Source organism: Microbacterium sp. NPDC055683, assembly GCF_053617895.1.
In genome coordinates this window covers 132,946-157,692 of record NZ_JBSHGQ010000002.1, presented here as the reverse complement: position 1 = coordinate 157,692, position 24,747 = coordinate 132,946, and the positions used below count along the sequence as shown (strand labels likewise).

26 protein-coding genes, 1 tRNA gene and 3 pseudogenes are annotated in these 24,747 nt (G+C 68.6%); 18 read left to right on the top strand and 12 right to left on the bottom strand.

All coding sequences use genetic code 11. From position 1 onward, the window contains the following. Positions 1-5: 5 nt before the first annotated feature. A complete protein-coding gene (locus ACWGPF_RS01800; RefSeq protein ID WP_452331183.1) occupies positions 6-1,115 on the bottom strand; it encodes a glycosyltransferase family 2 protein in 1,110 nt (369 codons plus the stop codon). 52 nt (positions 1,116-1,167) lie between these two features. On the opposite strand from ACWGPF_RS01800, the gene ACWGPF_RS01795 reads away from it, so the two are divergent. Further along, complete coding sequence (locus ACWGPF_RS01795) at positions 1,168-2,394, top strand: CDP-glycerol glycerophosphotransferase family protein (RefSeq protein WP_452331182.1); 1,227 nt, start codon at positions 1,168-1,170, stop codon at positions 2,392-2,394. Positions 2,395-2,397: 3 nt separating this feature from the next. On the opposite strand, the gene ACWGPF_RS01790 is transcribed toward ACWGPF_RS01795, so the two are convergent. After that, positions 2,398-3,240, bottom strand: a complete 843-nt coding sequence (locus ACWGPF_RS01790) for an exonuclease domain-containing protein (protein WP_452331181.1) — start codon at positions 3,238-3,240, stop codon at positions 2,398-2,400. A gap of 80 nt (positions 3,241-3,320) precedes the next feature. Between ACWGPF_RS01790 and ACWGPF_RS01785 the strand changes: the two genes are divergently transcribed. Further along, positions 3,321-4,205 (top strand): alpha/beta fold hydrolase, encoded by an 885-nt coding sequence (locus ACWGPF_RS01785; protein WP_452331180.1) that lies wholly within the window; start codon positions 3,321-3,323, stop codon positions 4,203-4,205. Here the strand turns inward: ACWGPF_RS01785 and ACWGPF_RS01780 are convergent, their stop codons facing one another. Beyond that, positions 4,206-4,679: an Lrp/AsnC family transcriptional regulator gene (locus tag ACWGPF_RS01780; protein ID WP_345436180.1), complete on the bottom strand. Its 474-nt coding sequence runs from the start codon at positions 4,677-4,679 to the stop codon at positions 4,206-4,208. Between the two features lie 135 nt (positions 4,680-4,814). Between ACWGPF_RS01780 and ACWGPF_RS01775 the strand changes: the two genes are divergently transcribed. Continuing rightward, positions 4,815-5,909, top strand: coding sequence for a polysaccharide deacetylase family protein (locus ACWGPF_RS01775; RefSeq protein ID WP_452331179.1), 1,095 nt, complete (start codon positions 4,815-4,817; stop codon positions 5,907-5,909). Between the two features lie 39 nt (positions 5,910-5,948). Here ACWGPF_RS01775 and ACWGPF_RS01770 read toward each other — a convergent pair whose 3' ends face one another. Together ACWGPF_RS01770 and ACWGPF_RS01765 are read right to left on the bottom strand one after the other, a co-directional pair. Continuing rightward, on the bottom strand, positions 5,949-6,536 hold the full coding sequence (locus ACWGPF_RS01770; RefSeq protein ID WP_452331178.1) for a histidine phosphatase family protein: 588 nt from the start codon (positions 6,534-6,536) through the stop codon (positions 5,949-5,951). Between the two features lie 82 nt (positions 6,537-6,618). Continuing rightward, positions 6,619-7,470, bottom strand: coding sequence for a Sir2 family NAD-dependent protein deacetylase (locus ACWGPF_RS01765; RefSeq protein WP_452331177.1), 852 nt, complete (start codon positions 7,468-7,470; stop codon positions 6,619-6,621). 73 nt (positions 7,471-7,543) lie between these two features. Here ACWGPF_RS01765 and ACWGPF_RS01760 point away from each other — a divergent pair, with 73 nt between their 5' ends. The 6 genes and pseudogenes from ACWGPF_RS01760 (at position 7,544) to ACWGPF_RS01735 (ending at position 11,951) form a co-directional block, all read left to right on the top strand. Then, positions 7,544-8,422 (top strand): TrmH family RNA methyltransferase, encoded by an 879-nt coding sequence (locus tag ACWGPF_RS01760; protein WP_452331176.1) that lies wholly within the window; start codon positions 7,544-7,546, stop codon positions 8,420-8,422. Between the two features lie 40 nt (positions 8,423-8,462). Then, positions 8,463-9,377: an FRG domain-containing protein gene (locus ACWGPF_RS01755; RefSeq protein ID WP_452331175.1), complete on the top strand. Its 915-nt coding sequence runs from the start codon at positions 8,463-8,465 to the stop codon at positions 9,375-9,377. A 21-nt stretch (positions 9,378-9,398) separates the two neighbouring features. Further along, positions 9,399-9,557: pseudogene (locus ACWGPF_RS01750) on the top strand (TrmH family RNA methyltransferase); the annotation flags it as partial. 24 nt (positions 9,558-9,581) lie between these two features. Then, positions 9,582-10,151 (top strand): hypothetical protein, encoded by a 570-nt coding sequence (locus tag ACWGPF_RS01745; RefSeq protein WP_452331174.1) that lies wholly within the window; start codon positions 9,582-9,584, stop codon positions 10,149-10,151. A gap of 130 nt (positions 10,152-10,281) precedes the next feature. Continuing rightward, positions 10,282-10,500: a hypothetical protein gene (locus ACWGPF_RS01740; protein WP_452331173.1), complete on the top strand. Its 219-nt coding sequence runs from the start codon at positions 10,282-10,284 to the stop codon at positions 10,498-10,500. A gap of 242 nt (positions 10,501-10,742) precedes the next feature. Then, positions 10,743-11,951, top strand: a complete 1,209-nt coding sequence (locus ACWGPF_RS01735; protein WP_452331172.1) for a hypothetical protein — start codon at positions 10,743-10,745, stop codon at positions 11,949-11,951. Here the strand turns inward: ACWGPF_RS01735 and ACWGPF_RS01730 are convergent. The 3 genes from ACWGPF_RS01730 to ACWGPF_RS01720 form a co-directional block, all read right to left on the bottom strand. Continuing rightward, complete coding sequence (locus tag ACWGPF_RS01730; protein ID WP_452331171.1) at positions 11,923-12,378, bottom strand: hypothetical protein; 456 nt, start codon at positions 12,376-12,378, stop codon at positions 11,923-11,925. The two genes, ACWGPF_RS01735 and ACWGPF_RS01730, sit on opposite strands and share 29 nt — an antisense overlap. Beyond that, positions 12,375-13,502: a hypothetical protein gene (locus tag ACWGPF_RS01725; protein WP_452331170.1), complete on the bottom strand. Its 1,128-nt coding sequence runs from the start codon at positions 13,500-13,502 to the stop codon at positions 12,375-12,377. Before ACWGPF_RS01725 ends, ACWGPF_RS01730 begins: the two co-directional genes overlap by 4 nt. A gap of 71 nt (positions 13,503-13,573) precedes the next feature. Then, complete coding sequence (locus ACWGPF_RS01720) at positions 13,574-14,149, bottom strand: recombinase family protein (RefSeq protein WP_452331169.1); 576 nt, start codon at positions 14,147-14,149, stop codon at positions 13,574-13,576. 241 nt (positions 14,150-14,390) lie between these two features. Here ACWGPF_RS01720 and ACWGPF_RS01715 point away from each other — a divergent pair. Beyond that, positions 14,391-14,819: pseudogene (locus ACWGPF_RS01715) on the top strand (TrmH family RNA methyltransferase); the annotation flags it as partial. Positions 14,820-14,826: 7 nt separating this feature from the next. On the opposite strand, the gene ACWGPF_RS01710 reads toward ACWGPF_RS01715, so the two are convergent. Then, a complete protein-coding gene (locus tag ACWGPF_RS01710; RefSeq protein ID WP_452331168.1) occupies positions 14,827-15,648 on the bottom strand; it encodes an SGNH/GDSL hydrolase family protein in 822 nt (273 codons plus the stop codon). A gap of 75 nt (positions 15,649-15,723) precedes the next feature. On the opposite strand from ACWGPF_RS01710, the gene ACWGPF_RS01705 reads away from it, so the two are divergent. The 4 genes from ACWGPF_RS01705 to ACWGPF_RS01690 all read left to right on the top strand — a co-directional run bounded on the left by ACWGPF_RS01705 (position 15,724) and on the right by ACWGPF_RS01690 (position 19,491). Beyond that, entirely contained in the window at positions 15,724-17,517 is a 1,794-nt protein-coding gene (locus ACWGPF_RS01705; RefSeq protein WP_452331217.1) for a DEAD/DEAH box helicase, read from the top strand. 95 nt (positions 17,518-17,612) lie between these two features. Then, positions 17,613-18,677, top strand: coding sequence for a VIT1/CCC1 transporter family protein (locus ACWGPF_RS01700; RefSeq protein ID WP_452331167.1), 1,065 nt, complete (start codon positions 17,613-17,615; stop codon positions 18,675-18,677). Positions 18,678-18,785: 108 nt separating this feature from the next. Further along, positions 18,786-18,870: transfer RNA gene (locus ACWGPF_RS01695), tRNA-Leu, on the top strand. Between the two features lie 60 nt (positions 18,871-18,930). Beyond that, positions 18,931-19,491, top strand: a complete 561-nt coding sequence (locus ACWGPF_RS01690; protein WP_452331166.1) for a hypothetical protein — start codon at positions 18,931-18,933, stop codon at positions 19,489-19,491. 21 nt (positions 19,492-19,512) lie between these two features. Here ACWGPF_RS01690 and ACWGPF_RS01685 read toward each other — a convergent pair whose 3' ends face one another. Both ACWGPF_RS01685 and ACWGPF_RS01680 read right to left on the bottom strand, forming a co-directional pair. Next, positions 19,513-20,445 carry an SDR family NAD(P)-dependent oxidoreductase gene (locus tag ACWGPF_RS01685; RefSeq protein WP_452331165.1) on the bottom strand — a complete coding sequence of 311 codons (933 nt, stop codon included), beginning with the start codon at positions 20,443-20,445 and terminating at the stop codon, positions 19,513-19,515. A 69-nt stretch (positions 20,446-20,514) separates the two neighbouring features. After that, on the bottom strand, positions 20,515-21,702 hold the full coding sequence (locus tag ACWGPF_RS01680; protein WP_452331164.1) for a hypothetical protein: 1,188 nt from the start codon (positions 21,700-21,702) through the stop codon (positions 20,515-20,517). A 211-nt stretch (positions 21,703-21,913) separates the two neighbouring features. Between ACWGPF_RS01680 and ACWGPF_RS01675 the strand changes: the two genes are divergently transcribed. After that, entirely contained in the window at positions 21,914-22,267 is a 354-nt protein-coding gene (locus ACWGPF_RS01675) for a bleomycin resistance protein (RefSeq protein WP_452331163.1), read from the top strand. Here the strand turns inward: ACWGPF_RS01675 and ACWGPF_RS01670 are convergent. Next, positions 22,264-22,455 (bottom strand): annotated as a pseudogene (locus tag ACWGPF_RS01670) (IS5/IS1182 family transposase); the annotation flags it as partial. The gene ACWGPF_RS01675 and the pseudogene ACWGPF_RS01670 overlap by 4 nt on opposite strands. Positions 22,456-22,772: 317 nt before the next feature. Between ACWGPF_RS01670 and ACWGPF_RS01665 the strand changes: the two are divergent. From ACWGPF_RS01665 to ACWGPF_RS01655, 3 genes are all read left to right on the top strand, one after another. Then, on the top strand, positions 22,773-23,222 hold the full coding sequence (locus ACWGPF_RS01665) for a hypothetical protein (RefSeq protein ID WP_452331162.1): 450 nt from the start codon (positions 22,773-22,775) through the stop codon (positions 23,220-23,222). Between the two features lie 224 nt (positions 23,223-23,446). Next, entirely contained in the window at positions 23,447-24,277 is an 831-nt protein-coding gene (locus ACWGPF_RS01660) for an alpha/beta fold hydrolase (protein WP_452331161.1), read from the top strand. Beyond that, the gene (locus ACWGPF_RS01655) at positions 24,274-24,714 is read left to right on the top strand and encodes a GbsR/MarR family transcriptional regulator (protein WP_452331160.1); all 441 of its coding nucleotides are present in this window, start codon (positions 24,274-24,276) and stop codon (positions 24,712-24,714) included. Before ACWGPF_RS01660 ends, ACWGPF_RS01655 begins: the two co-directional genes overlap by 4 nt. Positions 24,715-24,747: the final 33 nt, after the last annotated feature.

Here is a 24,747-nt window from a genome sequence, read left to right as displayed (position 1 = left end):
GGGCGTCAGGGAAGCGGGGTGTTGCGACCGGACAGGCGCGACGTGTCGACCGTGTCGTCGGCGCCGCGCATCGCGCCGACGACGAACCCCGCCCCCCACGAGAGGTGCATGGTCGGGAGCACGGCGGCGAGCCACACGCGCTCCCTCGCCCCGAACGGTCGAGGGCCGCGCGCCGTGAGGGCGACGCCCGCGACGAGCAGGGCGTAGGCCGCGACCGGCAGGTAGACGAGGGACGCGAGGGCCGCCGCCGCTCCCGCGAGCACGCCCGTCGCCTGCAGCACGCCGACGACGGCGGCGAGCGCCAGGACGACGAGGAGGACGGGCGGGGCGAAGTACTTGAGGGAGTTGCGCCGTCCGAAGCGGCGGAAGAGTTCCCCGCGCCAGCGGCCGGTCGCGCGGAACTGGCGCGCGAGGCGTGCCCAGCTCTCCCGCGGCCAGTAGGTGACCGAGAGGGCGGGGTCGAACCACACGCGGTAGCCCGCCGAGCGGATGCGGAGGTTGAGCTCCCAGTCCTCCCCGCGGCGCACGGTCTCGTCGAAGAGCCCGATGTCGTCGAGGACGGCGCGGCGCATCACGCCGAGGTACGCCGACTCCGCCTCCGCCTCGCGCGACCCGCCGTGATACGCGCCGCCGCCGAGGCCGATGGGGGAGTTGTACGCCCATGCGGCGGCTCGCTGGAAGGGCGTACGGCCGTCCGCCCGCATGATGCCGCCGACGTTGCCGGCGCGCGTGCGCTCGAGTGTCGCGAGCGCACGCGCGGCGTACCCGGGTGACAGCTCGGAGTGAGCGTCGACGCGGATGACCGTCGGATGCCGGCTGGCGCGGATGGCCGCGTTGAGTCCCACCGGGATGTCGGCGGCCGGGTTGTCGACGAGGACGATGCGCGGGTCGTCGACCGCGAGGGCGCGCGCGAGCTCGGTCGTGCCGTCGGTCGACGGCCCCAGGGCGAGGACGAGCTCGACGGGCCCGTCGACCTCCTGTGCGAGCGTGCTCTCGACGGCGCGCCGCAGGTAGTCGATCTCGTTGAGCACCGGCATGACGAAGGAGACGCCCGGCGCCGCGGGCGGCGCATCCCTCCGGGGCGCGCGCGGGCCCGCGGGAGGATCGTTACGCATTCGACGATCATCCCATGCCGGGGCCGCCGCGGCCCGCGGGTAGCCTGGAGGCGTGGGTGCGGTGCGTGAAGCGAGGAAGTCGTTCGGTCTCCTGCGGAAGGCGCTCGCATCCCGCATGCTGCAGAAGCGCACCGCGCGGGCGTTCGCGTCCCGTCCGCTGACGCCGCACCGCTTCCGGATCGCGGTGTACTTCGCCGACGGCGACGTCAACATGTACCAGATGCGGCAGTGGTACCGGCCGCTGCAGGAGCTCTCGGAGACGTGGCCCGTCGTCGTCATGGCGCGCAACGCCCTCGGGGCCCGTGCGCTCCTGGATGACGGCGCCCTCCCCGTGACCTTCGTGCCGAGCGTGCTGAGCGTAGAGCGCTTCCTCGAGTCGCAGGACATCCGCGTCGTGCTCTACGTCAACCAGAACACGCGCAACTTCCAGATGTTCCGGTACGGCCGTCGCTGGCACGTGTTCATCAACCACGGCGAGTCCGACAAGATGTACATGACGACGAACCAGTACAAGGCGTACGACTACGCGCTCGTAGCCGGTCAGGCCGCCCGCGACCGCCTGACGCGGGTGCTGTGGGACTACGACGTCGACCGGCGCACGATCGAGATCGGGCGCCCCCAGGCCGACCACTACTCCGGCGCGCTGCCCTACACGCCCGACGAGCGCACGGTCGTGCTGTACGCGCCGACGTGGGAGGGCGACCGTCCCGCCGCGCACTACGGCTCCGTCCTCTCGCACGGCGTCGAGCTCGTGGCGGCGCTCCTCGCGACGGGACGCCACCGAGTCGTCTACCGCCCGCATCCGCGCAGCGGCGTCGTCGACGCGGCGTTCGGCGAAGCCAACCAGCGCATCATCCAGGCCATCCGCGCGGCCAACGAGCAGGACCCGTCGGCGCAGCACGTCTACGACGACCGGCCGGAGCTCGGATGGCAGCTCGCCGCCGCCGACGTCGCGATCGTCGACATCTCCGCGATGGTCTACGACCGGCTCGCCGCGGGGAAGCCGCTGCTCATCACGCGCCCCGCCGACCATGCGGCCGAGATCGACGAGGGCGGGTACCTGTCGGCGTGCGAGTGGCTCGAGCCGGAGGCCGCCCGGCGCATCGTCGACGAGGTCGACCGCGTGCGCGCAGACCCCGAGGCGACGAAGCGCCTGGCGCACTGGGTGGGCCACTACTTCGGCGACACGGCACCGGGGGCCGCGACGGCCAAGTTCCATGCGGCCGTGCAGCTGCTCATGGACCGCTGGGACGATTGGGACGCGCGTTCGGCGTCCTGACCGTCAGCGGATGGGCCAGCTGCCGTCGAGCGCCTCGCTCGCGTCGATGCGGCCGATGCGCACGAAGTACTCCGTGAGGCTCGCCGCCTGCTCGCGCGCCCATCCGACCTGACGCGCGTGGAGCTCGCCGACGTCGTCGGGCATGAGGTCGGCGTACCGCTCCGCGATGGCGAGCGCCAGACGGCCCGCCGCCACGGCGTCGGCCGATGCGTCGTGGGCGCCTTCGAGCGCCACGCCGTAGTGCGCGGCGACGATCTCGAGCGTGCGCTTCCCCTTCCGGTAGCGATCCCACGTCTTGTCGACGACGAGCGGGTCGATGACCGGGGCGGGCGATGCGATGGCCTCGACACCGTGCCGCACGGCCTCGTGCTTGAGCATCGAGAAGTCGAACGGCGCGTTGTAGGCGACGACGGGCGCGCCCTCCGCGAAGATCTCGCGCAGCGCCGTGACGACCTCGGCGACGACCTCTGCCGCCGGTCGGCCCTCGGCCCTGGCGCGCGCCGTCGTGATGCCGTGCACGGCCGTCGCTCCTTCCGGGATGTCGATGCCGGGGTCGGCCATCCAGTGGCGTTCGCGGACGACGGAGCCGTCGGCGGCGAGAAGGCCCACGTACGCCGTGACGATGCGGTCGGCCTCGACGTCCACTCCCGTCGTCTCGAGGTCGAACACCCCCAGTCGGGCGAGCCCGCCCGAGGGCGGCTCCTCGAAGACGAGATCGAGCGCGGCGGGAGCCGGGCGCGCGGCGCGCGTGGGCCGGGAGGACGCGGGGCGTCCGAACCAGGTGGGGCGCTCGCCCGCGTCATCGACGGAGAACAGGGGCGGCGGATCCGGCCATGATGTCGCCATACAGCGAATGTAGGGCGCGCTCCCGACAATCGCGCGGAGCCACCCCGGGCGCGTCCAGGACGCGCCCTTAGACTCGGTCGGTGCCCGTCGCCTCCCCGTATGCCGAGCAGCTCTCGCGCATCCCCGTCGTCCGCGCCGAGATCGACGTGCTCGGCACGCCGACGGCGTTCTGGACCTACGGCCCCCCTGACGCCGAGACGACGATCCTCGCGGTGCACGGCTTCCGCGGCGACCACCACGGGCTCGAGCCGGTCGTCGCGCATCTTCCCGGCATCCGCGTCGTCATGCCCGACCTGCCGGGGTTCGGCGAGACGCCGCCGCTTCCGGGACGGACCCTCGACCTCGACGCGTTCGCCGAGTGGCTGACGGCCTTCGCGGCAGAGGTCGCGCCCGGTGCCGTCGTGCTGGGCCACTCGTTCGGATCCATCGTGGCGGCCGCGGCCGTCGCCCGCGGTCTCCCGACGCCCCGCCTCGTGCTCGTGAACCCCATCGGCGCGCCGGCGCTGGAGGGGCCGCGCGGTCTGCTCACACGCCTCGCCGTGCTCTACTACGACGCCGGGGCCCGCCTTCCCGAGAAGCTCGGGACCGCGATCCTCCGCCATCCCGCCATCGTGCGGGTCATGAGCATCGCGATGGCGAAGACGCACGACCGTGCGCTGCGGCGCTGGATCCACGATCAGCACGACCGCTACTTCTCCGGCTTCGCCGACCGCGACGCGCTGCGCGACGCCTTCGTCACGAGCGTGTCGCACGACGTGCGCGCCTCCGCGCCGGCCGTCGCGCAGCCGACCCTCCTCATCGCGGCCGACCGTGACGACATCACGCCCATCGAGGCCGAGCGGACGCTCCGCGGCCTGTTCCCCGACGCCCGGCTGGTCGAGATCACCGGGGTCGGGCACCTCATCCACTACGAGAAGCCCGCCGAGGCGGCCGCGGCCATCCGCGACTTCCTCGCCGAGGGGTGATCAGCGCTCGCGGCGGGCGAGCTCCATGAGCCCCGTGACGCGGTAGGGGATGGCCTCGCTCATGACGAGCGAGGTCTCCGTGCGCTCGACGCCGTCGACCGACAGGATGCGCGCGTCGACGTCGAACAGGTGGCGGGCATCTCGGCACGCCACGAGGGCGAGGAGGTCGACCTGCCCGCTCACGCCGTAGACCTGGACGACCTCGGGGATGCGGCGCAGCTCGTCGGTGATGACGGGGAGCTGGGGCTGGCGGACGCCGATCGACAGGAACGCCTGCAGCGGGAAGCCGAGCACCTCGGTGGAGATCGCGCGCTCGAACGAGTGGAAGACGCCCGCGCGCTCGAGACGGGCCATGCGGGCCTGCACCGTGTTGCGCGAGAGGCGCAGCCGCTCTGCGAGGGCGACGACGGTCGCGCGCGGGTCCTCCGAGAGTGCGGCGAGCAGCTCGAGGTCGACGTGATCGAGGGTGGCCATAGAGTCAGACGCTAACACGCGCGGCGGCCAGCGATTGCGCATCCTGCTCAGTCGTTATCGGATCGATTGCGCGACGTGGCTCGCTGGCCGCGTCGGCGCGGAACCGACTGCGCGTCTCGATATCCTGGTCGGGTCATGAGCCCTTCCCGCCGCGCGCCCGCCGCACGTCCCCTGCTCGCCCTGGTCCTCGTCACGGTGCTCGGTCTGTCCGGCTGCGCGGCCGACCAGGCGCCGCCCGAGCCGACGGCGCCCGCCGCATCGGCCGACGCACCGGAGGAGCCGGCGCCCGACGCCGTGGAGGCGCTGCTCGCCTCCACAGAGGACCCCGCCGCGTGCGCCGTCTCGTTCGACGGCGCCGATGTCCCGCCCGTGCTGCAGTCGGACGGATCCCTCTTCGCGGAGCTGCCCCTTCCGCGCCGCGAGGGCGCCGTCTTCGCCGGCTGGTACGGCGACCCGGAGGCCGCAGCGCGCCGCGACTCCGCGGCCCGCGTCAACATCGCCGATGCGGTGGCATGCGGCGACGACGGCCGGCTCGTGCTCCACGGTGCGTGGGCGACTCCCGAGGAGGCGGCAGGGCTCGACGTGGGCGTGCCCATCCTCATGTACCACCAGTTCACCGATCGGCCGGAGGGCGTGGACGATCCGCTGCGGCTCAACTGGGCGTACGCGGGCGACTTCGAGGCGCACATGGCCTATCTCGCGGACGAGGGCTACTACCTGCCGAGCTGGCCCGAGCTGTCGGCCTTCATCGACAGAGAGCTCGTGCTCCCCGAGAAGTCGGCGATCGTGACGGACGACGACGCGCACTCCTCGTGGTTCGACCTCGCCGTCCCCGTTCTCGACGCGCATCACGTGCTCGCGACCTCGTTCGTCATCACGAAGTGGAGGTCGGAGGCGACGCCGTCGCCGTACGTGCTGCAGCGCTCGCACACGCACGACATGCACGATCCCGGTGCGGACGGACGCGGCCGGATGGTCAACTGGACGGCGGAGGAGATCGCGGCGGACCTGCGCACGTCGGCGGATGTGCTCGGGGCGAGCGAGGTGATCGCCTACCCGTTCGGGCACTACGACGAGCGGTCGAAGCAGGGCGTCGCGGACGCGGGCTTCGACATGGCGGTCACGATCGAGCCCGGCCTCGTGCGCCCCGGCGCCGACAAGCTCGCGCTGCCGCGCGTGCGGATCGACTACGGCATGGGTCTCGAGGCGTTCGTCGCGAGCCTCGGCTGAGGCGGCGGCTCGGATCACCGCCCCGCGTCCCGGGGGGGTCTAGGCGTCCGCCGGTGTGGCGGAGTACGACCGCAGCGACAGGACGCCGTCGTCGTCCAGCTCGAAGAGGTGGTGCGATCCGTTCTCGACGCGCTCACCGGGGAGGGGGAACGCGCCATCCGACGCGACGGCGATGAGCACGCGGATGAGGGCGCCGTGCGCGACGGCGATGAGCGGACCCGTCCGGCCGGCTTCGGCGTGCGCCGCCGCGGCGTGCCTGAGCGCGGCGATGGCGCGCGTCGCGACCGCCTCGTCGGGTTCGGCGTCGGGCCCCATGGCGCGGCGGCGTCGCTCCCAGAGGTCGTCGGCGGTCATCCCCTCCGCGGAGGCGTAGTCGCGCTCGACGAGCCCGTCGTAGAGGGCGGGAGGCTCGAGCCCGAGGGCGTCCGCGATGATGTCGGCGGTCTCGCGCGCCCGTGACAGAGGGCTCGCCGCGATGGCCTCGTAGCCGCCCTCGGAGAGCCCGACCGCGGCCTCGCGCGCCTGCGCGCGCCCGGTGTCGTTGAGGGGGATGTCGGTGCGGCCCTGTACGCGGCCGAGCAGGTTCCAGTCGGTCTGTCCGTGGCGGACGAGGGCGATGACGGTCACCCCACGAGCCTACGACGTCGCGTCTGCGCCCCGGCCGTGTGCGCGGCCCCCTTGCCGCGTCTCCGCATGCGGAGACGCGGCGTCAGCGGAGGGAGGGCAGCGCCGACGCGAAGGCGGTCAGCGCCTCGCTCGTGCCCGCGTCGACCTTGACGGTCGCACGGCGGTCGGCACGGGTCTCGCCGCGGTTGACGATGACGACGGGGAGGCGGCGCCGCCTCGCGCGCTCGACGAGGCGGATGCCAGAGTTCACCACGAGCGATGATCCCGCGACGAGGAGTGCGTCGCTCGTCGCGACGAGCTGCTCGGCCTCGCGGAACTTCTCGGCGGGGATGAACTCCCCGAAGAAGACCACGTCGGGTTTCAGCATGCCGCCGCACACCGTGCAGTCGGGCACGACGAAGCCGTCGGAGCTCGACGGCAGGACGTCGCCGTCGGGCCCCAGCTCGACGTTCTCGGGCACGGTGATCCAGGGGTTGTCGCGTTCGACGCGCTCGCCGACGTCGCGCCGGTCGAAGACCTGCCCGCACTGGGTGCAGAGGACGCGGCGCATGGTCCCGTGGAGCTCGACGACGCGATGCGATCCGGCCCGCAGGTGGAGGCCGTCGACGTTCTGCGTGACGACGCCCGAGGCGACGCCGCCGCGCTCGAGGGCGGCGAGGGCCGTGTGGCCGGCGTTGGGCTGCGCGGCGGCGAAGGCGCGCCATCCGAGGTGGGAGCCGACCCAGTACCGGCGGCGGGCCGCCTCGTCGGAGAGGAAGGTCTGCGCCGTCATCGGATTGCGCTTCGGTGCGCCCTCGCCGCGGTAGTCGGGGATGCCGGAGTCGGTCGAGACGCCCGCACCCGTGAGCACGGCGACGCGACGACCCGCGAGGGCGTCGATCGCGCGGCCGATCTGCGCCGCGGCCGGCGTGCCGACCCGGTCGGTGAGAACCATGGAGCCTCCTCGCTGCCGAGTCTACGGCGGGCGTTTGTCGGGGAGGTTACGGCGCGGGTGGGACGATGGGCGGATGCAGATCGAGCAGATCGAGGATGCCGGGGACGCGCGCCTGGCCGACTACCGCGACCTCACCGACGTGGCGCTGCGCCGTGCCACAGAGGAGGGCGCGGGGCTCTACATGGCGGAGTCGGCCAAGGTGCTCGCGCGTGCGCTCGCCGCGGGCCACAGGCCCCGGTCGGTGCTCACGGCGCGGAAATGGCTGGACGACGTCGAGCGTCTCGTCGGGGAGCGGGACGTGCCCGTGTACCTCGTGTCCGACGACGTCGCCGAGGCCGTGACCGGATTCGCCGTGCACAGGGGGATGCTCGCGGCCATGCACCGACCCGCGCTGCCCGACGTCGCCGACGTCCTCGCGGGGGCACGCACCGTGCTCGTGCTGGAGGACATCGTCGACCACACCAACGTGGAGTGCTCTAAAGAGTCCACGCCGAAGCCCCGGCGAAGAAGGATCGCGGTGCTCGAGAACTTGGTCGATCACGCCAACGTTGGCAGCGCTTTCCGCAACGCTGCGGCCCTCGGTGTGGACGGAGTGCTCATCACTCCAGTCTGCGCCGACCCACTCTATCGTCGGGCCATCAAGACGAGCATGGGCAACGTCTTCAACGTGCCATGGACACGAGGCCCGAAGATGCCGGAGATGCTTGAGACGCTCAAGGCCGACGGGTACACGACGGTGGCTTTCACCCTCTCGAACGACTCGATCACGCTCGACGAGTTGGTTGAGCGTGACCTCCCCGCGATCGCGATGATCTTCGGCACAGAGGGTGCTGGCGTGGAACCTCGGACGGCCAAGCAAGTCGATCTGCGGGTGAAGATCCCGATGGCAGATGGCGTCGACTCGCTGAACGTGGCAGCGGCGACGGCTGTGGTGTTCTATACGACGCGGTAGTCATGGTTGAAAGTGTCAGGAAAGCGAGAGGACCTAACGAATGCGAGGGGCAGACTTCTTCGGTCCGTGGGAGGGCAGTCCGGTCACGTCTTGGGAGACAGCCCTGAGTGAGATCGAGTCGGTCCTCAGGCGGACAGGGACGAGGCGCACCGTCGGTTGGCGCGGACAGGTCGATGCTCGGTGGAGCCTCCACAGCGGGCTGTACAGGAGATTGCTCGACGCGCGATCGGAGTCACAGCCGGCACCAGAGGAAGACGATCTCCTTCGGGCGGAGGAGAAGATCGCTCACTTCGTGCGGGGGAGCTGGCGTTTCGACCAAATGCCTTATCTGGAGTTGCTGGCGAACCTGCAACACTTCAGAGGTCCGACACGGATGCTTGATGTCTCGCTCAGTCCGCTGGTTGCTCTCTGGTTCGCCGTCGAGGAGCAGTATGGTGAGCTTGACGGTGCGGATGGGCGAGTCTTCGCGTTCGACGTCACGAATCGCCGCGTGCAATTGGACGAGAAATGGAGCACTTACGACATTCCTTGGCGTGAGTCAGGTACCAACACTCCGTGGTGTAGAGATCTGCCACTGCTGTGGAGGCCACCGTCCTATAACGAGCGCATCCCTGCTCAGCAGTCTGGCTTCTTGTTAGCCGGGGTGCCGAAGGTTTACGCCGGTGGGAACGCTCAGTATCGGAAGGCTCCCGGGACGTCGGGAGAGTTCTGGCGCATTGGCGAGGTACGGCGAGCCACCTCAGTCCCCACCAAGATGGTCGATCGCTCCGGAAAAGCTCTGCAGCAAAGTGCCGAGCCCACTCTGACGTTTCGAATCGCGGCAGAAGCGAAGGTGGAGATTCGTCGCCGCCTTGAACGGGACTACGGGTACAACCCCGCAACGATGTACCCCGATCTGTTCGGCATGGCCGCCGAAGTACGTCAAGCTGTCGACAGTGCCGCGCTCTTAGGATAGATCGATAGCCGGGGAATCGAGCTTGTGCTGGTGTTCGGGACCGAAGGACACGGGCTCGAGCCGTAGGTGGATAGGGTGCTCGATCGGCGAGTCACAATCCCGATGGCTGACGGCGTCGATTCGATGAACGTCGCGGCGAACTCGGCTGTGGCCTTCTACGCGACGCGGTCGACGAGCTGAGGCGGGGTAAGGACGGGTGGCACCGTGGATATGACACTTTTGACTCAGATCGTTATCGCCGTGGCGACGCTTTTCGCGTCGCTTGGCGGGTACTTGCTCGCTGGTCTGAACGAGCGACGGCGCGACGAGAGAACTCATCTCCGTGCGAGCGAGTCGCGGCGCTTCGAACGTGTTGCCGAGCTGGAAAACGAGAGTCACGCGTTCCAGCGGGATACGCTCTTGTCGCTGCAGGACGCATTGCAGAAGATGGCTCGCCTGACAGGCAAAGCGATGCACTTCGATCACATGCAGGCGCGTGAGGGAAAGTACACCCAACTTCCCGAAGGCCTCAGTGAAGAGATGCTCGCCGCCGAAGTCGAGGTAAGTCGGCTGACGGCCAGGGTCCGTGATCCTCAGGTGCGTGCCGCGGTCAAAGACCTCACCGAGCTCTCGGCTCACCTTTCAACGCTCCCTACCGATCTGCAGGGACTCACCGGCCACGATCTGGAGCGCCGCGGCAACGCGAAGCTGCGTGAGTTCGGGGACCGGTATAGCGCCGTGGCCGAGGTCGTCGGGGAAGCGGTACGCCGTGAGATCGACTGGCGACCCTCGTAGGTGACAAGAGGCGGGATGTTGAGTCGGCTGGTTCGAACAGCGGCTCGCGGGACTATTGGCGGTGGTCACCGAGGTCCAGGGCGCTGGGCGCGAGGTGCGCGGACACTGATCGAGCGGGAGAAATAGAGCGATGGACAGCCGACTACTCCCCGAGCCCGACAGCGAGCTCGGCTACTCCGAACAACAGCTCGCCGGCATCCTCGGCGACCGCATGGCTGACTTCCGCGAGCACATGCTCATGAAGACCTACGCGATCGGAGAGAGCGGGCCCGTCTACTATCCGAGCGATGTGCATCGCTACGTCGAGCACATGCTGCCACCTCGGTCGGCTCCGCTGTCTCGTGGGTAGGTCGCGGCTTTGCTCTCGGCCCTGATGAGTCTTCGTCCTGACCGGTCGGAGACCGACCGACGCACGGTTTCGTATGAACTCTCGCAATCAAGAGTACTTCTCGGCGACCAGCATGCGGACCCCGTCGATCCGCTCGGGATCCATACCATGAGATCGGGCCGAACGCTCTCAATTCACCGCGGTTTCCGTGAGGGCCGGCGGAGTACGGACTCCACATTCAACGCCGATCAGAAGGACCGAGGATGAGTTCGAGTTACACATGGTTGCCCGACCACCATCTCGGCGTGGCGGCGGAGCTCGCGCACGCCGACGAGCTCATCGGAGAAGTCGCAAGCCTCCTCTTCGACTATCAGACGCAGCCGGAAGGGATCATCCAGCTGCGAGAGGTGCCGATGATCACCCACAGTCAGACTGTCGTGGTGAGCATGTCGCCGATACCGCGCAAGGTCGTCCTCCTGGTCGCCGACGCTCTGCTCGTCCTGCGAAATGCGATCGAGCACACCCTGTTCGCCGAGGTTGAGTACCGCGATGGCACGCTCGACGAGAAGGCGGCTAAGGTCGTCGAGATGCCGGCGGCGCAGACCTACGATGCGTTTGACGCATGGGTGAAGGGTCGCGCGAAGAACGGGCCGCCGGCCCTGCAGCGGGGTAGTGAGTTGATGAAGCGCATCGAGGGGCTCCAACCGTTCCAGCGGACGGTGGGCTCGCATGATCACCCGATGGCGCTGTTAGCGCTGCACACGAACCACTCGAAACACCGAGCGCCGGCGGTCACGGCCGTCCGCCTCGCAGCGATTCATCGCGAGGACCGTACGCCGCCGTCGTTGGCAGATGTCGAGCGCCGTCCGGAGGTGCCGTTGGAGGTCGGGGAGGTGATCGCGGAGACCCCCAGAGGTCAGCACATTCCTGTCGCGCTCTTCCCGACCATCGGTATCAACCGGCCCGGTACTGAGCGCTGGCCGGTGCTGATGAAGGAGCTCGACGAAGTCGCCACGTGGGTACGGACTCAGGCAGTGCCGCGGCTGATCACCGGGATCGAACCGCCGGCACCGGCCTTGCCTGCTCGGTACGAGATCTCGGTCGGCCGTGACGACGAGCGCAGTGCGCTGTCTGCAGGGTCGACGGTGTCAGCCGCGCAGCTCCACAACGACCGTCTCGCGGCTGCGGCGGTGCGCCGGGACATGGTCGAGACCATCGGCAAGATGGACGATGCCCCGGGTACCGAGCAGATCGCGGCATGGCTGGAGAGCTTGTCGGACCAGGAGATGCTAGCCCGGATGCGACAGCTGAGACCCACAACCACCTACGAGCCGGAGATCGTGCTGAGCAACTTCGCCGTGCTCGAACAGATGCGCGACGATGCCCGTGTGTTCGAGCCTCCCGGTCGAGCAGGAGTAGATCCGCCAGCCTCAGGCGCGGTGCTCAGCCGCCAACGTCGTTTCCATCGATGAGCACAGCGAACTCGGAGTTGCTGAGCACCATCAGCCCGAACTCCTGAGCCTTGTCCCGAACAGCCTCGTCGGCGGTGACGACGACCCACTCGGGGCTTAGCAGTAGTTGGTTATCGTGCTCCTGCCCTTCGAGCGCGCACGCCACGACCAACGGGTCGGCGTTGCCTCTGTTGGCATATAGGTCGACGAGCCTGGTGTCTCCGGACGGGACGGTCGCCATGATCTGCGAGAGCCAATGGAGCACTCGCGGTGTGGTCGGATGCACGTTGTCACGCAGCGCCGCGATGTCAGGAAACCCGGATGCCTCGTGCATGACCTCTTCGGGGATCACCGCGTTCTCCAGGAAGAACTTGCCTGCTCGACGTTGCCTGCCGAGTTGGCTGAGAGCGTTGGTATCGATCACGAACCGCTGTCCGAAGCCGCTCATTGGACCGCTCTCCGGAGGTCTTCGATCCGCGATGGCTTGAGGTGGTTCAAGCAGATGGATCGGCAGAATTCGCCCGCGGAGATGTCCCCGTTGTCGAGCGCGTGCAGCATCCGAACGGTGAGCTCCCTGCCGTTGTACTTGCGCACGGCGTTCTCGGGGTGGATCGGGCTGCGCGGTCCACCTTTCGGACGGCTCCTGAACTCGCCGCGCAGCTGCTCCAGGTGGTTGCTGGCCGCTTCTGGGTCGATCATGCCCAGCCGCATCGCTCGCACCGTGACGGCACTCGCCGTCACCTTGAACTCGTCTGAGGCAGCCTTGATGGCATCGAGCGAGGTGAGTGCCAGCGCTCTCATCCGTTCGGCGGGCATGAGCATCGAGCCGGCAATGTCGTACTCGCGACCGGGGTCTGTCTCGGTGCTGCCTCCGTCCCACGTCATCGGGGCGAAGATGCGTCGCGCCACGAGCACCGTCATGAGCGCCAGGGTGAAGATGGTGCGGCCCACCGGCTCCTGGTCGTCCCCGTGGTCGCCGCCAGCGAGGAAGATGTAGGGGACCTTGTTGTCCCGGACTGTCATCCCGCTGAACTTCACATGTGCCAGGCGCTGTGGCATGTAGTTCTGGACGCTGCGCGAGACCAGCACCTGGTTGGCCTCGAGGCGCTCGATCATCAGGTCGAGAGCTTTCTCCTTCGACCTGCACGCACGCAGACGTTCGTGCGAGAGGTCGAGCGCCGACATGAGAGCGGCCGCATCGGTGTCGGCGGAAGCTGTGTCATCACGGAGCAGGCCGATGATCGTGTTCGGCTGCAGCGACGAGTCATGCTTGCGAAGGAGCTGCTGCTTGCGGATGAGATCCTTCACGATGAGCTCGACATCGCGGAGCTCCACCTTGGCGCGCGAACCGATGGAGAACGTATCCCTGCTGACGCCCGCGAGGAGCTTGGCCGTCTTCTTCTCCACCTGCTCCCGTACCAGCGCGATCGGCGCGAAGAACAGCGTGTAGGGGATGTCGCCCTTCCGGGCGAGGTCTACCAGGTCGGAGAACTTGATGCTCCCCGTCTGCAGCGCGCGTTCGTAGCCCTTGTATGTGCCCGCCACGGAGTTGTCGAGGAGCGTCGTGAACACCGCGTCATCGATGGGGATCGTCGAGTGGCTGAGGAGCACATTGATAGCGATGGCAGCTCACCTCCGCTGGGTCACGATGATGCCTCTGTGGGTTTCTCGGCTTTTAGCACATTGTGCACCGTCCCGATTGAAACGCCGAACGACTGAGCGATGGCACGTAGCGTCTGCCCCTGGTCGCGCTGGTTGAAGATCGCGGCTCGCATGGCACGATCTGCGACTCGCGGACGGCCTCCGACAGCTCCACCTTCGCGAGCTTCGTGCAGTCCGCGCTTGATCCTGTCGCTCAGAATCGAGCGTCTGATCTCGGTGATGTCGCGTACCAGTTCGCGAGTGTCCGTCAGCTCGTCGTAGTCACCCGCATCGGAGCCTTCGAGAACTCGGACCGCGACGCCGTGCTCGATCAGGTCGATCAGTACCTCCCAGCCATCGACCATGCTCTGCGCCAGATCTCTGATCCTCCTGACGATGAGTCGGTCGCCAGTCCTGTGAGGTTCCAGTGCGGCGAAAAGCTGCGGCCGGTTCTCGATCCGACGTCGGCGGGATGACTCCTCCTCGAAGACGCACGCGCAGATCGGATTCAGCACCTCGTGCTGCCGTTCCACGTCGCGAGCGTCTCCGGTGACTCGCACCAAGCCTATGAGAGCCATCGTGCGCGGCTCAGGATCTGCCCTGCGGGACCCGTCGCTGGCGGCGTCGACGAGATTTCGGCTCCCGAGGATCGCATACGTTTATTGAACACGATGCAGCGATCGCCATGCGTCGTCGCGTCGTGATTCGCCTCCTGACCAGGAGAAGGAGCCTTGCATGAGGTGCCGCCACGGCGTCTCGCGCGTTGCGTCCAGAGCAGCGGACGTCTCCAGAGCAGATCGCAACACCTCCCAACGTCGGGCCGCGTTCCGCGCGGCGGCGAGGCTGGGCGCCGATGCCGTGCTCGTGACGCCGCGCTGCGCAGATCCGCTCTACCGCCGCAGCGTGCGGGTGAGCATGGGCACGGTCTTCCAGGTGCCGTGGACGCGGCTGCCGGAGTGGGCGCCGAAGGACGGGGAGGGGGCATCCGCTCGGCTGAGGGACGCCGGTTTCCATTTGGCTGCCATGGCCCTCGCCGACGACGCCATGCCGCTGGACTCCTTCGCGGCCCGCCGCCCCGACCGTGTCGCGTTCGCGATGGGTTCCGAGGGCGACGGGCTCAGCCGTCGCGCGCTCGCCGCGGCCGACACGGTCGTGACGATCCCCATGGCGGGTGGCGTCGACTCGCTCAACGTGGCCTCGGCCGCCGCCGTCGCCCTGTGGGCGCTGCAGCATCCGCCGGCGGCCTGACGCCGGCTCAGGAGACGGGGCCGGGCTCCGGTCGCTTCGCCGTGACGAGGTCTCCGGACGACTGGTGGCGCAGCCGCCGCAGCACCCAGGGGACGAGATGCGTGCGCGCCCACACGAGGTCGTTCTGTCGCGCCGTGCGCCATGACACGAGGGGACGCGGGTCGGGCTGCAGGTGCTGGAGGTCGTTGCGGACGTTGAGAGCGCGCAGCACCATCCGGGCGACCTCGTGGTGCCCGAGCGGGTTCATGTGGAGCCGGTCCTCGGCGAAGAAGCGCGGGTCCTGGATCTCCTTGAGCGCCCACTGATCGGCGACGATGCAGTCGTGCCGCTCGGCGATCGCGCGGATGTTCTCGTTGTAGATGGCGATCTTGCCGCGGAACGGCCGGAAGACCGGCGTCCAGGCGACGTCGATGCCCGTGAACACGACGACGGCCGCGCCCTCCGCGCCGAGACGCGTGACGGCGTCCTCGAACTGCACGGCGATGGCGTCGGGGTCGGTGCCGGGCCGGATGACGTCGTTGCCGCCCGCGCAGAACGTCACGAGGTCGGGGCGGAGCGCAAGCGCCGGCTCGACCTGCTCGGCGACGATCTGCCCGATGAGACGGCCGCGCACGGCGAGGTTGGCGTACGCGAAGTCGTCGACCTGGGTCGCGAGCACCTCGGCGACCCGGTCCGACCATCCGCGGTGCCCGCCCGGGGCGTCGGGGTCGGGATCGCCGATCCCCTCGGTGAACGAGTCGCCGATCGCGACGTAGCGGCGCCACGGATGCGCCTCGTCGTTCCCCACGTACGGCGTCCGCGCGTCCCCTGCCATGTCGTCCCCTGCCATGTCGTCGAGACTATCCCCGGTCGTCGAGACCCCTCCTCCCTGCGGGGGTCTCGACGATGCAGGCTAGCCTCGGCGATTGCCCGGAGCCCGTGTCGGCGCCCTCGTCTAGGGTTGATCTCCGTGCTGAGTCCCTCCTATCCGCAGAGAGCCCCGTGGGGCACGGCGGGGAAGCTCCGCGCGTGGCAGCAGGAGGCGCTCGAGCTGTACTTCGAGCAGCCCGACCGCCGCGACTTCCTCGTCGCCGCGACGCCCGGCGCCGGCAAGACCACCTTCGCGCTCACCCTCGCGAACGAGCTCCGCCACCGCGGCGCCATCGACCGCATCGTCGTCGTGTGCCCGACCGAGCACCTCAAGACCCAGTGGGCCGACGCCGCGGCGCGCGTGAGCATCCGGCTCGACCCCGACTTCAAGAACAGCCACTGGATGCTCGCGCGGCACTACCACGGCGTCGTCGTCACCTACGCGCAGGTGTCGATGAAACCGGAGGTGCACCGCGAGCTCACGAAGGGCGCGCGGACCCTCGTCATCCTCGACGAGGTGCACCACGGCGGTGACGCGCTCAGCTGGGGCGACGGCATCCGCGAGGCGTACGGCCCTGCCGTGCGTCGGCTGTCGCTCAGCGGCACGCCGTTCCGCAGCGACGACTCGCCCATCCCGTTCGTCGAATACGCGCCCGACGCGCAGGGCCTGCGCACGTCGATCACCGACTACGACTACGGATACGGGCGCGCCCTCGCCGACGGCGTCGTGCGCCCCGTGCTCTTCCACGTCTACTCGGGTCACATGACGTGGCGCACGAAGGCGGGCGACGAGCTCGAGGCGCACCTCGGGCAGGACAACACGAAGGACATCACGTCGCAGGCGTGGCGCACGGCGCTCGACCCCAACGGCGACTGGATGCCCGCCGTGCTCCGTTCGGCCGACAAGCGCCTCACCGAGATCCGGCACCACGTTCCGGACGCCGGCGGCCTCGTCATCGCGACCGACCAGACGAACGCCCGCGCCTACGCGAAGATCCTCCACGAGATCACGGGGCAGCGGCCCACCGTCGTCCTCTCCGACGAGGCCGAGGCGTCCGCGCGCATCGAGCAGTTCTCCGGCAACACGACACGGTGGATGGTCGCGGTGCGGATGGTGTCGGAGGGCGTCGACGTCCCGCGGCTCGCGGTCGGGGTGTATGCCACGTCGTCCTCGACGCCGCTCTTCTTCGCACAGGCGATCGGCCGCTTCGTGCGCGCTCGCCGCAGGGGCGAGGCCGCGAGCGTGTTCCTCCCGAACATCCCCGTGCTCATGGCGCTGGCCACCGAGATGGAGCGCCAGCGCGACCATGTGCTCGACCGTCCCGAGAAGGACGAGGACGGGCTCGACGACAGCCTGCTCGAACAGGCGGAGCGCGGCGACAAGGCGTCGGACCAGCTGACCCAGGAGTTCGAGTTCCAGTCGCTCGGCTCGGTGGCGCACTTCGACAGCGTCGTGTTCGAGGGAAAGCAGTTCGGACAGCTCGCCGAGCCGGGCACCGACGAGGAGCTCGAGTTCATCGGCATCCCGGGGCTGCTCGAGCCCGAGCACGTCCACGAGCTGCTCATGCAGCGGCAGAGCCGCCAGTCGCGGCATCGCGAGGCGCGGGAGACGCGGGAGAAGGCGACGGGGGAGGAGCCGGCGCTGCCGGCGGCCCTCCATCGCACGCTGAAGGAGCAGCGCCAGCTGCTCAACAGCCTCGTCGGGGTGTACGCGCGGCAGTCGGGCGAGCCGCACGGCGCCGTGCACGCGTGGTTGCGGAAGACGTGCGGCGGGCCCGCCGTCGCGCAGGCGACGGTGGCCCAGCTGCAGAAGCGGATCGACACGCTCAGGCGCCGCGTGCACAGCTGAGCGGCGCGCCGAGGCTGCTCGTTCGGCGCGTCGAAATGCTGGCAATCCCGGCTCTCGGGGCGCCCGCGACCGCGCTCGTGGTTAGCGTGGCTGGCGTGAGAGATCGACCTTCCGAACACCGCCGCTGGGCGCAGTACCTCGTCGACGAACGCGCCGAGGCCGCCGTCTACCGGGGGCTCGCGACACGTCGCCAGGGAGAGGAGCGCGACATCCTGCTGCGGCTCGCCGAGGCCGAGGGCCGGCACGAAGCGCACTGGCTGGGCCTGCTGGGCGGCGAGCCGAAGCGACTGCCGTCGGCGAGCCCGCGCACCAGGCTGCTCGGATGGATGGCGTCGCGCTTCGGGTTCGTGTTCGTCCTCGCGCTCGCGCAGAACGCCGAGGCGCGCTCGCCGTACGACAGCGAGCCGGCGGCATCCGCATCGATGCGCGCCGACGAGAAGGTGCATCACGAGGTCGTGCGCGGACTGGCCGCGCAGGGGCGGCGCCGGCTGTCTGGCACGTTCCGTGCCGCGGTGTTCGGCGCCAACGACGGGCTCGTCAGCAACTTCGCACTCGTGCTCGGCATCGGGGCGGCGGGAGTCAGCCCACAGGTTGTGCTGCTGAGCGGTATCGCCGGCCTGCTCGCGGGAGCGCTGTCGATGGGCGCAGGGGAGTTCGTGTCGGTGCGCTCGCAGCGCGAGCTGCTCGACTCCACCGAACCGAGCGGCTTCGCCGACGACGGTCTGCCCGATCTCGATCTCGAGGCGAACGAGCTGGCGCTCGTCTACCGGGCGAGGGGGATGGCGGAGGACGAGGCGCTCGGTCGGGCACGCGGGGTCATCGAGGACGCACGGCGCGGGCGGATGCCGTCGCGCGCGCGACACGGCGACGCGCACGAGGTGGTCGGCGGCGCGTGGAGGGCCGCGCTGTCGAGCTTCGCGTTCTTCGCGTCGGGCGCGATCATCCCCGTCCTGCCGTGGCTTCTGGGGTTGAGCGGCCTCGCGGCCGTGCTCGTCGCGCTCGTTCTCGTCGGCATCGCGCTCATGCTCACGGGAGCCACCGTGGGGCTGCTGTCGGGGGCCTCGCCGCTCAAACGCGGGCTGCGGCAGGTGGCGATCGGGTTCGGCGCCGCCGCGGTGACCTACCTGCTCGGACTGCTGTTCGGGGTGTCGACCGCGTGACGCGCCCGGGGTGCGCTTCGGTTCGTCGCCATCCTCGACGAGTGGTAATGTTGTCTCTCGTTGCGGGAAACGGAACGGAAAGCTCCGGAGAACAGCAGCGACACCCATGCGCGGGTGGCGGAATAGGTAGACGCGCTAGCTTGAGGTGCTAGTGCCCGTATAGGGCGTGGGGGTTCAAGTCCCCCCTCGCGCACAGCGGAAGGCCCCGGTCGAGAGACCGGGGCCTTCGCCGTATCCGGAGGGGGATGGGCGGATGGACGATCGGCGGGATGCCCTGCTGCGGCGGGCGCGGGCGGCGTTCGACGTGCCGCCTGCGCGAACGCTCGCGGAGGTGGGTGCGGTCATCCGCGGGTGGGGCGGGGAGCCGTTCGATCCGAGTCCGTTCCTCGACAGTCTCGCCGACGAGTTCATCCGGCGGGAGCTCATCGCGGGGGCGTTCACGCTGTCGGGGCGGGAGGCCCTGCTCAGTCGCGCCAACGAGGAGGAGCGGGAGGCGTTCACCCTCGACGAGGAGGAGATCGCCGAGTTCGATCCGCTCGAGTACGGCGCGGAAGAGGAGCTCTGGACGACGTGGTCGTTCGAGATGAGCAACCTGGAGCGTGTGATCGTGCTGCTCGAGCGCGTCGATGCGGAGTCGGATGTGGTCGACGGGTTCCGCGTCTACGGGGCGGGCCAGTGGGTGAGGGAGTCGCTGTGGGCCGCGACCGGCGTCGTCCCGCGCGACCCGGGGATGCCGTCGCGGGAGTCGGCGCTGTTCGGGGAGGCGTTCCGGTTCGAGGGGCGAGGTCGCTTCATGGCCGCGCCGCTGGAGTAGGCGCGACTCACGCGCCGATCGTCAGGCTGAGGCGCGCGGGATGTATTCGATCTCACTGTGCAGGCGTCGGTGGTTGAGCCAGTCGACATTTCGGCGACGGCGATCTCGACGTCGCGGTTCAACGCTCACCCGGCCTTCGGCCGCATCATCTGGTCGGCGGCCTGAAGGCAGCCTTGCTTCGCGCAGTCGCGACGAGCGTGTCAGCTGACGCTCCACCCATGATCGCCTACGTAGATGGTCACACCGTTGATATGGGAGGCGCGAGAGCTGGCGAGGAAACGCACGATCGCCACGACGTCGGAGCTTTGCTGAACGCGAGGCCGCGCCGCCGGCCCAGCCGTCCACCGGTGGCGGGACGTCGCCGTCAAACCTTTGCAGCCCAGCAGAGTCAGCGACCTCCAGTGCGCGGGACGCGACGATGTTCGTAGCAACCGCGACGCTGTTGGCAGTGATGCCTTGCCCTCCGAGACGCACAGCGAGGCGTCGAATCAACCCCTGGAGACCGGCTTCCGCGGCATGGATGAGGCACTCATCCATTTCGCTGCGAGCTATGCCGGTCGAGTAGACGACGATGATGCGGCCGGAGCGCTGGCGGACCATAGCCTGGGACGCTGGCTCGACGACGTTGACTGCGACGATGCGGTCCCAGAGTGGGTACGTGCCCACATCGGCGTCGGCCAACTCGCTGAAGACGCCGGTGTTGATCACGAGAACGTCGATGGAGCCGTACGCGGTCGCGATTGTCTCTATCGCCGTCCTCGCCTCGTCGGGGTCAACGACGTCAACGCGGTGGAACGCGACGCACTCAGAAGGCGGCGGGAGGGTGTGCTGGTGCTGAACGGTCCGCCCGAGAAGGTGCACGTGGTCTCCGTGAGCGGCAAACGTCTCGGCGATGCGCGTGGCGATGTTGCTTCTCGCGCCGATGACGATGACATCGCGGTGCTCGGGGGCCATACGCTCCCTCCTGCTGCCGGGTGGCAATGGAGCTCTTTCCGGATACCGAGAGCGTTGCGGGTGGCGCCGTCAGAGTAGCGGCGAGCGGGAGCCGGCGGCGTGCTGGCGGAGGGCGAAGACAAGACCCCAGTCCTGGTCGTTGGCGTAGGGGTCGTAGCCGCGAGAGCGTACGCCGTTCACGCTGTGCGGGAAGACGTACGCGCACGATGCGCGGCCATCATCGAAGATCAGCGGCAGCACGCCCCGGAAGCTTCGGCTGGCTCGCTCGGCATAGCGCCCCTCGCCGGTGAGGTCGTGCAGCAGCGCGAAGGCGTTCCCCGTCAGCGCGTTCCAGTAGTGCGGGAAGGCGTCGCCGTACTGTGCGTTCTTGCCGAACCAGTAGCCGTCCCAGTGCCGCACGGCGACTTCGTTCAGGTGGTAGTCGGGCTGCATGCCCTGGAACTGCTCCAGCGCGCGGATGTGGCTCTCGGCGGCGTCACGGAGCGATACGTCGCCGGTGATGAGCGAGGTCTGCAGAAAGATCTCCACCGCGGGCGCGACGATGCTCTGTTCGTAGTTCACCTCGCTCGGCGGATAGTTCGTCCCGTTCGCCACAAGTTGTTCCGCATGCTCGCGGAAGAGTGAGCACATCGCCGCAAGCTCATCCGCGAGCCCGGCGTCGGTCAGGACCGCGCACATCTCGACGATCGGTATCTCGAGCGGATAGAAGTTGCGTCCGCCTTGTGCGTAGAAGGTCTGGAGGATTCGGACCGAGGTGCGCGCATCCTCCACGTCACCATCGAGTCGGTACAGCATGAGGAGGAAAGTGGCGTACCACGATGCGTTATAGAGGCGCCGGAAACTGCCGTCGCGGCCGAAGTCGTTGAACGACTCGCCTGTATGCGCGTCGATCAGCTCTCGCCGGAAGTAGTCGACGAACTCGTCGAGGCTGGTACGTACACGAAGCGGACGGCCGCACGGTGAGCACCGCATCCTGGTGAAGACCACGAGTTCGTCCACGCTTCCTGGGACAGGTACGTCCTGTTCCGTGGCGATGTCGAAGACATGCTCGCCGGTGACGTCGGCGTGGAATACAAAGTGCAGAGGAGCCGGATGGAGCACGAAGCAACCTCGATCGTTGCTGATGTTCCGGAGGTCCCGTTCGATACTGTACGAGCTCAGCGCCCCTGCGGTCACCACCAGCCCGAGGTGCGGAGCGTTGCCTCCCATGCGCAACGCGACGACATAGCTCGACGTCCCCCCGCAGAAGAGATGCACGTTGTAACGCGCGGTCGCCTGCTGCTCGGCGAGGTCGTAGCGGTCCTCGAGTGGGAGGGTGAGTCCGATGTCGCCATCGCGGCAGAAGTACGGTTTGGTGCCTGCGTTGCGCAGTGTGATTGAGGTCCGAATCTCGTCACCGTCTTCGCTCGCCCCGCGATCGGGGCTAGGGCGTGTCTGAGGAATAGGGCGTGCCCGTTAGTCTTCTGAAATGTCCGATCACGCGGTGCCGAATCTGCCGTCTCGCGACCTCGATGTCACGGGCGCGTTCTACGGGAAGTTCGGTTTCGAGCGGGAGTATCGCGATGCGGGTTGGCTGATTCTTCGCCGTGGCGAGCTTCGCTTGGAGTTCTTCCTGTTCCCTGGCCTTATACCCGAGGAGAGCTCCTTCATGTGCAGCGTCCGAGATGGGCTGTATCGGCAGATCAAACAGACAGGCGTCGTCGAGAAGACTGCCGGTCGTCCGCGGCTGCACCCTGTGGAATTGCAGTACTGGGGGCAACGCGCCGGGTTCCTCGTCGACCCTGACGGGACACAGCTGAACCTGATCGAGAACGCCGCTTAGCTCGGTGCCGCGAGCAGCCGTGTCCAGGCGATGACGGCGTTGAGAATCACGGCGGCGCGGAAAATGACGGCGTGCTTGTCGTATCGGATCGCGAGGCCGCGCCATTGCTTGATGTGGCAGTAGCGGCGTTCGATGGCGTCCCGGTTCCGGTAGTCGGCGGCGTCGAGGGCCACGGGCCGCCCGCCACGACCCGCGAACTGAGAAGGACGTGGTGGGCCACCACGACGAGAGCTGTTCGCCAAGACTCATCTCGTCGGCGAGCGGTTCGTCCCGAGCGCTCTGCCCGCAGGCCCTCGGCGATGTCCGGCGTCGTCGAAAGTCTCCGCGCGCATGTGTGTGCAGTCAACCGGTGCCATGCGGCCGCCATGTTGTCGGTCCGGAGAACGTCACCCCGCGGACGATGGGGACCCATCTTGCCGACACGCCCGGACGTCGAAGAGACCCGGATGTCAGTTTCGCGGTCCTCGAGACACATACCTAGTGAGAGCATGGCGACGCATGTCCGGTGTCGGACCAGCTCGTCTTCCTGGAAGGGGTCCAAGTGATCACGCCGAGTCCGTCTCGAGTCGAAGCGCTCGTCCAGTCAATCGATGCAAGACTCCGCGCCTGGGGCGAGGCTTCGCTGGTCGCGGCTGGCACGGTGCGTGACCGGTACGTGGTCATCGTGTATCGCGAACGACCCGGTTTCGGAGCGCGCGGTCGGGTCTTCGACATGGATGAGCTCGAACGCGAGTTCGTGCCGCACGCTCCTGACGACCTCGCTGCTGTCATCTGCGTCGATCTTGGAGAACCCTCCGGGCCAGGAATCGCCCAGGAGTGGGCGTGGGAACGGGACCTCGTGCCGACCGGCGAGGAGGTCGGCTGGCATCCGCCGCTTCCGCTCTCATCGAACGATGTCCCGACGAGAATGGACCTGAACGGAGAGAAAGTACTACTCACTCGACGTGTCGATTGAGATCGGCGACGCACCGTCCAACGTGGACTGTGTCGGGCGCGGGCGGCGTTCGACGTGCCGCTTGCGCGAACGCTTACGGAGGTGGGTGCGGTCATCCGCGGGTGGGGCGCGGAGCCGTTCGATCCGAGCCCGTTTCCGGCAGCCTCGCCGACGAGTTCATCCGGCCGGGGCTCATCGCCGGGCGTTCACGCTGGCCAGACGCGCGATCCTGCTAGTTTCAGAAAATGGTGAAGTTAGATCGGCGCCTGGACCGGTCGAACGCGGCGATCGCGTTCTCGGACTCGCGTGGCGATGGTGTTCCGGTGGTGCTGACGCACGGGGCGGGCGTCGACCATTCGATGTTCGACGTGCAGGCAGCGGATCTCGTCCTCGACGGCTTTCGAGTTGTCGTGTGGGATCTCCGTGGGCACGGACAATCGACGCTCGCCGACGGGGTCCGGTTCGTCGCGCGGGACGCGCTGGAGGATCTCGATGCCCTGCTCGGGGAGTGCGAGATCGAGAGAGCGGTGCTGGTGGGGCACTCGCTGGGTGGAAATCTCGTCCAAGCCTTCGCGCGAGCGCATGCGGACCGCGTACGCGGCATGATCATCCTCGACTCCACCTGGAACAGCGGGCCGCTGTCGAGCCTCGAGAGAATGGCACTCCGTATCGCCGCGCCAGTCCTCTCACTCGTTCCGGCGCGACGGCTGCCTGCCCTGATGGCTCAGGCCTCGGCGGTGAAGCCGGAGACGGTTGCCCGGGCGGAGGCGCTGTTCGCACGAATGCCGAAGTCGGGATTCCTGGACGTGTGGAAGGCGACGGCCTCGTTCGTCGAGCCTGACCCGCGCCATCGCACCGAGGTGCCGTTCGCCCTCATACGTGGCGCTGATGACCGTACGGGCAACATTGCCACCTCGATGCCCCGCTGGGCCGCGCTCGAGAACGTCGCCGAGCGCGTCGTTCCCGACGCCGGGCACATCGTCACGTGGGACGCACCAGCGCAGACCACGCATGCTCTCCGCGAGATCCTCGAGAACTGGAGAAGCGCGGATGAGAGAGGAGGGAAACGATCGTGACGTCGAACGAGCAGCAGCAGTTCATCAACGCAATGGGCGATACTCTCGCGACCTGGCACCTTTCTCGGTCCACCGGGCGCGTGTACGGCTACCTCCTCCTGCGGGGGACGGCATCGAGTTCAGAGGAGCTACGCGAAGACCTCGCCCTGAGCTCGGGTGCTGTCAGCACCGCTGTCCGGGACCTGGTGTCCTGGGGGCTGGCGAGGACCCTTCCGCAGCCGGGGAGCAGGCGTCTGCTCGTCGAGGCTGCCGGCGGGTTCGAGCAGCTTCTCGCGGCGAGCCACGAGCGCACCCGTGTGTTCATCCGAACGCTCGAAGCCGCCGAGCGTCTGACGGACAGCTCGAGCGCCGCCACGCGCCTCCGTGACGTGACGGACCTTTTCACCTCCTACGTGGACGCCGCCGAACACGCACTTCGCACGCGGTCGCGATCGTGACTCGCCGCAAAGCCCGCTCCGGCGGATCTGACG

Bases quoted from the DNA above. Each gene is read 5' to 3' on its own strand.
- ACWGPF_RS01775 (WP_452331179.1), top strand. From the start codon at position 4,815: ATGAGCCCTTCCCGCCGCGCGCCCGCCGCACGTCCCCTGCTCGCCCTG.
- ACWGPF_RS01735 (WP_452331172.1), top strand. From the start codon at position 10,743: ATGAGTTCGAGTTACACATGGTTGCCCGACCACCATCTCGGCGTGGCG.
- ACWGPF_RS01800 (WP_452331183.1), bottom strand. From the start codon at position 1,115: ATGCGTAACGATCCTCCCGCGGGCCCGCGCGCGCCCCGGAGGGATGCG.
- ACWGPF_RS01710 (WP_452331168.1), bottom strand. From the start codon at position 15,648: ATGGCAGGGGACGACATGGCAGGGGACGCGCGGACGCCGTACGTGGGG.
- ACWGPF_RS01780 (WP_345436180.1), bottom strand. From the start codon at position 4,679: ATGGCCACCCTCGATCACGTCGACCTCGAGCTGCTCGCCGCACTCTCG.
- ACWGPF_RS01765 (WP_452331177.1), bottom strand. From the start codon at position 7,470: ATGGTTCTCACCGACCGGGTCGGCACGCCGGCCGCGGCGCAGATCGGC.
- ACWGPF_RS01790 (WP_452331181.1), bottom strand. From the start codon at position 3,240: ATGGCGACATCATGGCCGGATCCGCCGCCCCTGTTCTCCGTCGATGAC.
- ACWGPF_RS01755 (WP_452331175.1), top strand. From the start codon at position 8,463: ATGCGAGGGGCAGACTTCTTCGGTCCGTGGGAGGGCAGTCCGGTCACG.
- ACWGPF_RS01720 (WP_452331169.1), bottom strand. From the start codon at position 14,149: ATGGCTCTCATAGGCTTGGTGCGAGTCACCGGAGACGCTCGCGACGTG.
- ACWGPF_RS01760 (WP_452331176.1), top strand. From the start codon at position 7,544: ATGCAGATCGAGCAGATCGAGGATGCCGGGGACGCGCGCCTGGCCGAC.
- ACWGPF_RS01740 (WP_452331173.1), top strand. From the start codon at position 10,282: ATGGACAGCCGACTACTCCCCGAGCCCGACAGCGAGCTCGGCTACTCC.
- ACWGPF_RS01685 (WP_452331165.1), bottom strand. From the start codon at position 20,445: ATGGCCCCCGAGCACCGCGATGTCATCGTCATCGGCGCGAGAAGCAAC.
- ACWGPF_RS01690 (WP_452331166.1), top strand. From the start codon at position 18,931: ATGGACGATCGGCGGGATGCCCTGCTGCGGCGGGCGCGGGCGGCGTTC.
- ACWGPF_RS01660 (WP_452331161.1), top strand. From the start codon at position 23,447: ATGGTGAAGTTAGATCGGCGCCTGGACCGGTCGAACGCGGCGATCGCG.
- ACWGPF_RS01730 (WP_452331171.1), bottom strand. From the start codon at position 12,378: ATGAGCGGCTTCGGACAGCGGTTCGTGATCGATACCAACGCTCTCAGC.
- ACWGPF_RS01675 (WP_452331163.1), top strand. From the start codon at position 21,914: ATGTCCGATCACGCGGTGCCGAATCTGCCGTCTCGCGACCTCGATGTC.